At 67.3% G+C, this 364-nt stretch carries 1 pseudogene; it reads left to right on the forward strand.

Annotated features, from left to right (window positions below):
• A pseudogene (locus AC1D0P_RS32275) lies at positions 1–364 on the forward strand (MFS transporter); the annotation flags it as partial.

Here is a 364-nt window from a genome sequence, read left to right on the forward strand (position 1 = left end):
TGTCAAGACGGCATGGCTCTGCGCCATCGGCGGGGCGCTGCTGGCCCTCGGCCTGGTGGTGGCCGGCTTCGGTCCGAGCGACCCGCACGGCATTGCGTTTCTCATCGGCACGGTGATCGCCGGCCTCGGTTTCGGACTGTTCCAGACGCCGAACAACCGCATCCTGCTTCTCTCGGCGCCGAAAGCCAGAAGCGGCGCGGCCGGTGCCATGCAAGGCACAGCACGGCTCCTCGGCCAGACCCTCGGCGGCATCTCCATGTCGATCATCTTCGCAGCGCTGCCATTGTCGATAGCGCTCGAATTCGCCATCGTCATATCGGCCGGCTGCGCGGCAGCGGCGAGCCTGGTCAGCATGAGCCGTGCC

Source organism: Polaromonas sp. P1_G2, from assembly GCF_056405515.1.